The sequence below is a fragment of the Nocardia sp. 852002-20019_SCH5090214 genome, assembly GCF_001665865.1.
GTDB lineage: Bacteria > Actinomycetota > Actinomycetes > Mycobacteriales > Mycobacteriaceae > Nocardia > Nocardia nova.
Map to the genome: position 1 here is coordinate 1 of NZ_LZMK01000051.1, position 5842 is coordinate 5842.

Sequence of the window (5842 nt, forward strand, 5' to 3'; positions counted from 1 at the left end):
AGCAGCGGGGCGACGATCATCGGGCCGACTCCCCCGATGCCGGCCGACGACGGCACGACCGGGATGTAGACATCGACCACACGCTCGCGGGCCATCACGCACTCACCGGCAGCTCGGCGAATCCGCGGGCCTCGGCAGCGGTCAGGCCCAGCAGGCTCGCCCACCGGTCGACCTCCAGCCGCTCCGGAGCGACCGCAATCCGCATCGCCGCCGTCGCCTGCTCTCGAGTCAGCTGACGGCCGGGCAGGTAATCGACCACCCACAGCGAATCGCCGACGTAGTCGGCGTGATGGCGGGTGCCGTCGCTGGTCATGTGCCCGCCCGTGACCTGCACCGATGGGATAGCGGGTGCGGCCTCTCGACGCCAGACGGCGCGGCTCCAGGTGTCCGGAATGGTCATTTCGATCACAGTCCCCTTCTCTGACTTCCATGTAATGTCTGTCAGGTCTGTAAAGACTGTAATGACAAAGTCGACGACACGGCAATACCCTTTGTCTTGTCTGTCCTTACAGAGATGATGGAGACCATGAACAGGCGTCCGAGATGGAAGGTCGTGTACGACGACCTTCGCCAGCAGATCACCAGCGGCGAGTTGCAGCCTGGTGACAAGGTCCCGCCCGAGCTGGAGCTGGCCGAGCGCTACACCTTCAGCCGCCCTACGGTCCGGGAGGCGATTCGCCGCCTGGAGCAGGAAGGTCTTATCACCGCCGGCGTCTCAGGCATCGGCCGTACCGTGCGGACGCGGGACCTGATCACCTGGCACCTGACGAAGTTCGAGCTGGGTGCCTACTCCGATGACCCGATCAACATGGTCGACCAGTGGGAAGCGGATGCCCACTCCGATGGCTGGGGCACACGCCAGGTCGTCGCTGGTGTCGAGGATCTACCGGCCACCGCTGCGGTAGCGCGCTACCTCCAGTGCCGCCCCGGCACGGTGCTGCTCCGCCGCCGACGGCTGCGGTACGTCGCCAAACCCGGAGTGCTGGAACAGCTGGCGATGATCGCTGACACCTGGACTCCGCTCGATATCGCGAATATGGAGATCGACGGCGTCGCTGTGCTGCGGTGCAAAGAGAACGTCGTCGTTCCCGGCGGCATCTACCGCGCTCTGGGATTCCGGCAGGTCCACTTCGCCGACGAGATCACCGTCCGTATGCCCGAGCCGGACGAAGCCGAGCTGCTCGAACAGCAGCCCGGCACACCTGTCGGCCAGCACGCCCGCGTCGGCATCGACGCGACCGGGCGCCGAGTCCGTGTCCTGCTCAGCGTGTTCTCCGGCGATGCCCTGCGACTGCACTACGACCTGCACGTCCCTGAAAACCGCCCCGCCACCAACGGCACGACCTCACTCGAAAGGAAGTCCTGATGACGAACTCCGATCCCAACCGATACGACCCCACCGGTGAAGCTGCCATCTGGGACAAGGCGGCCGAACTGGTTATGGCACTTCAGAATCCCGAACTATCCACCGACTGGAACACCGCCCTGGAACAGGCCGCACGAGTGCTCAGCAACGAGAGTCGCGGTGTCCGGCAGGAAGAGGGAGGTATGTACTACCGCTCCATCACCGGCAGCAACTACCGCCCGAAACCCAACTGACGCCCAGCCCCGCCCCTCGATGAAAGGGACACCCTCTATGCCCGAGTACATCTGGTACGCCGCTTACGGTTCTAACCTTCACATGCGCCGGTTGACGTACTACCTCGAGGGCGGGACTCCACCCGGGACGGGACACACCTACCCCGGATTCCGCGATCCGACTCCCCCACTGAAAACCCAGCCGCTCACCCTGCCCGGCACGATCTACTTCGCCTGGGACAGCCCCGTGTGGACGGGCGGTGTGGCCTTCTACGCCACCAGCCCGCGCCCGGGCTGGCCCAACGGCGCGGCGGCGCGCGGTTACCTGCTCACCCCCGGCCAGTTCTCCGACCTGCTCACACAGGAGATGTACCGCGAGCCGTCTGAGGATCTGGACTTCACCGAGGTACTCGAAACCGGCCGCAGCCAACTCGGCGACGGCCGGTACGAAACCCTCGTCCGCGCAACCGAACTCGACGGCTGGCCGGTGCTCACCTTCACATCCCCGTGGGACCCGGCCACCGTCGAGCTGCACCGTCCCTCAGCGCGCTACCTCCATATGATCGCCGGCGGACTCAGCGAATCCCACGAGTGGTCGGCCGGCCACATCCACACCTATCTGTCGAAGCTCCCCGGTGTCCAAGGGAACTGGGATGCGGAGGAGCTTCGCCTACTGGTCGATGAGGCGCTAGAGAATCCCGCTGCAGATTGACCCCCACATGCCTACTGCAACAGCTACGCACGACCCATCTCGATCGGATGAGGCTGAATTCCACACCAGCAGTGTGGATCGTCGGCGTGTCGAACGTATCTGGGGCAAGATCGCTCATTAGCGTTAACGGCATGGCCAGACCAGTGACCATGCCACCGTCGAAACTCAGCGGAGTGAGGTTGTCGATCGACCTTCTGGAGAAGTGTGACCGCGCTATCCAGGACCGGGGCCTCACGAAAAGAGAATTCTTCGAACGCGCACTCCGGCGAGAGCTTGAGGCCGGAGTGGGAGACACAACTGCAGACGGCCAGGAAGAGCTGGACCTCGACGTGCACCGAAAGGACGTCGCCTAGCACCCCACAACCCACGCCCCGGCACCGCAGCCGGACCACACATACCCCATAACGCGGAAAACCCCCGACGTACCAGGTCGGGGGCACCGCTCTCCAAAAGGAGATTCAGTCTTTGCGAGACGGATCTCAGGGTAGCGCACGCGCGCACGCGCCTGCGCTCGAACACGCCCTGTTACACGATTGCAGTCTTTCCAGCCCTTCTGACCAGAGGTTTCGCAGCAAACCAGCCCTCCTGGCCCTAGATAAAGCTCTGTTCACCGGCCCATACGTGCTGCTGGACCGCGACAATCTGTCACCGGCACGGGTAGAGAGCCGGGCGGCCGCGCTCGCGGCTCTGGCCGCCGGGGAGTGCAGCACTGTGGCCGGCCAGGCCGCGCCCGGCATCGAGCTTGCCGATATCGACGCGCAGACAGCGATCGTCGGCGATGCCTGTGCGGACGCTCTCGTGACCTGGTGCATCAAGCACAAGATCCCCTACATCGTGCGCGAAAGCGGCCGCGCCGGCGGCCGCCATGTGATCGCCGTGGGCGTCGACGAGAAGCTCGCCGGGCAGTGGGAGCGGTTGTGCCGCCGACTCTCCAAGCGTTTCAAGACGGTGGTGCAGGTCCGCACCGGTCAGGCGTTGCGGCTGCTCACCGCGCCGCACCGGATCGGCCTGCCTGCCCCCGTGGTGGCCTGCACAGTGACGCTGGAGCAGGTGAAGGAGGCGGCCGCGAAGGCCCGGAAACGACGGGCCCGCAAGGGCGCTCGCGGCCGCAAGCGGTCCCACGTCCCGCTCAGCGTCACGGTATCCGGGGAAGACCCCACACGGTCAGCGCGGGAGTTCGGCCTGTCGTGTGCGCTGGCCCGGCGCGGCTACAGCATGTCGCGGGCATGGGAATTGGTGTCCGAGCAGGGCGGTAAGGCCGCTGAACGAGGCCGGGAATGGTGGCGCCGCTACGTGTGGCTGTCGGCGGTCACGACCGTGGCGGCCGAACAGCGGCTGTCCGAGTCTGCCGCTTGGGATCTCGCACGCCAGGCCTGCCGTGAAGTCGAATCCCGTGGCCGGGGATGGTGGCGCGATGCGAAGTGGGAGCCCGCCGTCGTGGCTGCCCAGCTCGACCGGCCGCGCCGCTACCGCATCGACGACGGCGAGGAGCGCGAGGACCTGCCCCCGGAGGTACTCGCCCAGATCGCGGCCGTACGAGACGGATTCGAGGCTGCCGTGGCCCAGGTGACCGGACTACACCCGCAACGGCGCCACAGCCTCCTGGCGGCGCTGAGCGCCCTCGCCTACGCGATCGTCACCCGGGACGGGTCGATCTCGACCAGGGCCCTGTCCCTGCGATCGTTGCTGGACCGCAAGACGATTCGGCGGGCCTTGGCCACCGCGATCGAGCACGGGCTGATCCAGGAGACCCACGCCTACGCGGGCGGCACCGACGATTGCCGCGCCTACGGAATCGGCGCTGTGGCAGCCAAATTCATGCCCTCGCACGAGCAGGATTTCAAAGTTTCCCCCACTAGGTGTACCGCCCCGGCCCCGCTCGGCCACGCCCGTCCCGATCGGCTTCGCAGCGAGTACGCGAAGGACCGCACCGCGTGGACGGTCCGCTGCGACGTACTTGCCGCACTGGCCCCCGGTGAGAGACTCGCGACCTCTCAACACCCGGTCGCGAAACTCCTGCGGTCCCTGCACCATCAGCGCACCTGGTGGCGAAGCCTGAGCGAGGACGAGCAGGAGGCCCGCCGCGAAGCCCGCAAACGACAGCTCCGCAGCATGGACAGCGTTGAGCGATCCGACTGGTTTACCTGGCTTGAGCAGCGGGAGCTGATCAGTAACGCGTCCGACCGGGTCTTGAGCTGGAAGGCGGCCGCAGGCGATATGGAATGCCTGCTGAGTGCCCCGCTCACGGTCCACCGGGGCATGAGCGACCCCAAGTGGCGGAACGGCGGAACGACGGTCTTAGCGGCCGCGTGAGAACTCCGACCGTGTCGGTGGCCCGTGTCATCATCAGCGCCGGAGCCCGCCCCCGTCCTGGCCAGAGGAGACACGCATGGCCGCCGCCGACCGTCCCGTGGTTCGACTGATGGCCCAATGCCGCCGCTGCGGCGGCTGGTTGCACTCGCCGGCCTCGGTCGCCTCCGCGATCGGTCCCACCTGCGCCGCCAAGGAGCGAGCCGAACAACTCGCGGCCGGCGCGCGACCGCTGACGCTGTTCGACGTCGCCGCCTGAAACGCCGCTACGGCCCATATGGCCTGTAGCGGGTCTAGGTCCCCTTCGGTTTGGGGACCGCCGGCCACCGGTCACCGTCGTTGAATCGTGCCTCGTGCTCGGCGCAGGCCCGCAGGATCGCGGCGCGGATGAACTGCTGCTTGGTCTTCACGCCGGTGTGGGGATAGGTGTAGGCGATCACCGATTCCAGCCGCTCGCTCAGTTCAGTAGGCAGGGACAGCAGGATATCGGTGGAATCCGCCGGTCTTTTCGGCCGCCGCGCGCCTCTTTCTGCCCTATCGCCCATATGGCCCCTACTGGGCTCGACCTGCGGTTCTTCGGTCGCTGGCGGCTGTGAGGGACGTCGGTCGAAGGGGTTGCGCCTCGGGCTGACGGGCTGTCCCGGATTCGGCAGCGGTGGCTTCGGGATGCTCATCGGGCCGTCTCCTTGTCGAGTCCCTGCAGGATGTCGGTGAAGTTGTCAGCCAGCCATCGGGTATTCGCAGTGGGCTTGGGGTGCTGATCCATGCCCAGCCCAGCGTTGGTCATCCGCGAGATCACCGCCAGGTGCGGAATCGGCAGACCCAGGACCGGGACGCCGGCGTTGGCGCAGTACTCGCGGATGTAGTCGATGTTCTCGGAGTGGTCGTTGCGGCTGCTATTGACCTGATTGATGACCACACCGGCGACCGGCAGCTCGTAGTCGGCGAACTCGTAGAGGTCGTTGATCGCGGAAAACACCGAAATCATGCCCTCGATGTGGTCGAACTCCGGCAGGACCACGATCAGCACGTTGTCGGAGGCCAGCATCGCGGCCCGGGTGATCAAGTCGACTGCCGGACGGCAGTCGAACAACACCCGGCCGTTCTTGCGGGCCTCCCGGAACGCCTTGCGGATCGATAGATCCCCGCCGGTCTGGCCCAGCAGCGAGTCCTGCACCTCCTGCATCTCCTCGAATCCCGAGGGCGCGACGAAGATCCGGTCGCGCGTGCGGGCCGGAACGA

At 66.4% G+C, this 5842-nt stretch carries 8 protein-coding genes; 5 read left to right on the forward strand and 3 right to left on the reverse strand.

The genetic code is table 11. From position 1 onward, the window contains the following. Positions 1–94 precede the first annotated feature (94 nt). Entirely contained in the window at positions 95–400 is a 306-nt protein-coding gene (locus tag A5780_RS06365) for a hypothetical protein (RefSeq protein WP_064907994.1), read from the reverse strand. Between the two features lie 126 nt (positions 401–526). Between A5780_RS06365 and A5780_RS06370 the strand changes: the two genes are divergently transcribed. The 5 genes from A5780_RS06370 to A5780_RS06395 all read left to right on the forward strand — a co-directional run bounded on the left by A5780_RS06370 (position 527) and on the right by A5780_RS06395 (position 4859). Beyond that, positions 527–1366 carry a GntR family transcriptional regulator gene (locus A5780_RS06370; protein ID WP_197521675.1) on the forward strand — a complete coding sequence of 280 codons (840 nt, stop codon included), beginning with the start codon at positions 527–529 and terminating at the stop codon, positions 1364–1366. Beyond that, positions 1366–1599: a hypothetical protein gene (locus tag A5780_RS06375; RefSeq protein ID WP_064907996.1), complete on the forward strand. Its 234-nt coding sequence runs from the start codon at positions 1366–1368 to the stop codon at positions 1597–1599. The genes A5780_RS06370 and A5780_RS06375 overlap by 1 nt, the downstream gene beginning before the upstream one ends. Before the next feature lie 82 nt (positions 1600–1681). Next, positions 1682–2290 carry a histone deacetylase gene (locus A5780_RS06380; RefSeq protein WP_231982864.1) on the forward strand — a complete coding sequence of 203 codons (609 nt, stop codon included), beginning with the start codon at positions 1682–1684 and terminating at the stop codon, positions 2288–2290. Between the two features lie 621 nt (positions 2291–2911). Beyond that, positions 2912–4603 carry a hypothetical protein gene (locus tag A5780_RS06390; RefSeq protein ID WP_064907999.1) on the forward strand — a complete coding sequence of 564 codons (1692 nt, stop codon included), beginning with the start codon at positions 2912–2914 and terminating at the stop codon, positions 4601–4603. 76 nt (positions 4604–4679) lie between these two features. Then, positions 4680–4859 (forward strand): DUF6011 domain-containing protein, encoded by a 180-nt coding sequence (locus A5780_RS06395; protein WP_064908000.1) that lies wholly within the window; start codon positions 4680–4682, stop codon positions 4857–4859. A gap of 34 nt (positions 4860–4893) precedes the next feature. Here A5780_RS06395 and A5780_RS06400 read toward each other — a convergent pair whose 3' ends face one another. Beyond that, positions 4894–5145, reverse strand: coding sequence for a hypothetical protein (locus A5780_RS06400; protein ID WP_064908001.1), 252 nt, complete (start codon positions 5143–5145; stop codon positions 4894–4896). A 125-nt stretch (positions 5146–5270) separates the two neighbouring features. Next, a partial coding sequence (locus A5780_RS06405) for a ParA family protein (protein WP_156769381.1) occupies positions 5271–5842 on the reverse strand: 572 nt, incomplete at its 5' end.